1 protein-coding gene is annotated in these 1,472 nt (G+C 68.8%); it reads right to left on the bottom strand.

Annotated features, from left to right (window positions below; genetic code table 11):
* The coding region (locus tag G7A99_RS19590) for a PA14 domain-containing protein (protein WP_205599943.1) at nt 1-1,472 on the bottom strand (1,472 nt) is incomplete at both ends.

Here is a 1,472-nt window from a genome sequence, read left to right as displayed (position 1 = left end):
TCGGTGCGCTCGGATGGGGCGTTCCACTGCACGGCGATCGCCGGGGCCGCCGGCACGCTCGCCGGATCCGTCGGGTCAGTCCCGGCGGTGTACTCCTCCAGGGCGGTGGCGCCGTCGCCGTCGGCATCGCTGCCGGCGTCGGAGGGGTCCAGCGGGTCGAGGCCGTTGGCCGTCTCCCAGGTGTCGGGCATGCCGTCACCGTCGTCGTCCGTGTCCTGATCGTTCGTGATCCCGTCCTGATCGGTGTCGACGGTGGTCGTGGAACCGGAATCCGTCGAGGAGCCGGAGCCCGTCGAGGAACCGGAATCCGTCGAGGAACCGGAGTCCGTCGAGGAGCCGGAATCCGTCGAGGAGCCGGAATCCGTCGAGGAGCCGGAGTCCGTCGAGGAGCCGGAATCCGTCGAGGAGCCGGAATCCGTCGAGGAGCCGGAATCCGTCGAGGAACCGGAATCCGTCGAGGAACCGGAATCCGTCGAGGAACCGGAGCCGTTATAGCCGCTCAGCGCATCCGCGTCGATGATGCGGCGCTTGAAGCCGGGGCCGGACCAGGCCACGGAGAGGTGGTCGCCGCCCTGGCCCTCCTTCAGCTGGGCCTCGATGTAGTACTGCTCGCCCGCCTCGAGGTGGATACGCTGGGAGCGCTGGGCCGCGTACTTGTTCCACTCCTCCGGATAGCTCCACCACGAGACGCTGGCGATGAGCTCGCGGCTCGCGGCGCTCGCGTCGCTGCCGAGGTACAGCCGGGACTGGTCGTCGCCGGCGATCCAGAAAGTGTAGTTGCCGGTCTTCGGCGCGGTGAGCACCCCGCGAACACGGGCGCCATAGTTGTCGGCGACGTTGCGTGGCAGGTCCAGGCGCTCGATGGTGATGCTGCGGTCCGGGTCATCCGGGAAACGGGGATCCTGGATCAGATTATCGATACGACCACCGGAGATGTTGCCCCAGTACTCCACGGTGAGCGGGGTGTCGGTGCCGCCGGCCGTGTCGCCCGATGTGTCCGACGTGCCGGAGCTGTCGCCACTGCCGGAGTCGGTCGCCGTGTCACCGCCATCCAGCGGCTCCAGTGCGCTCGTGCCGATCATGCGCCGGTCGAAGTCCGGACCGGACCAGGCCACGGACAGATGATCGCCGCCCTGGCCTTCCTTGACGCGGGCCTCGATGTAATAGCGCTGGCCGGCGTTCAGGTAGATGGGCTCGGAGCGCTGGGCGGCGTACTTGTACCACTCCTCGGGCTGGGTCCACCACGAGACGCTGGCGATCAGGCGGCTGCTGGCCTCGGTATCGTCGGTGCCGAGCAGCAGATGCGACTGGTCGTCGCCGGCCACCCAGAACGTGTAGTAGCCGCTGGAGGGGGCCACCAGCAGGGCGCGCATGCGGGCGCCGTAGTTGTCGGCGACGTTGCGCGGCAGGTCCAGTCGGTCCAGCTCACGGGTCTCGTCCGGCTGGTCCGGGAATCGCGGGTCCTGTTCGAG

It is taken from the genome of Arhodomonas sp. KWT (assembly GCF_010993615.1).
This window is presented reverse-complemented; position numbering and strand designations above follow the sequence as displayed.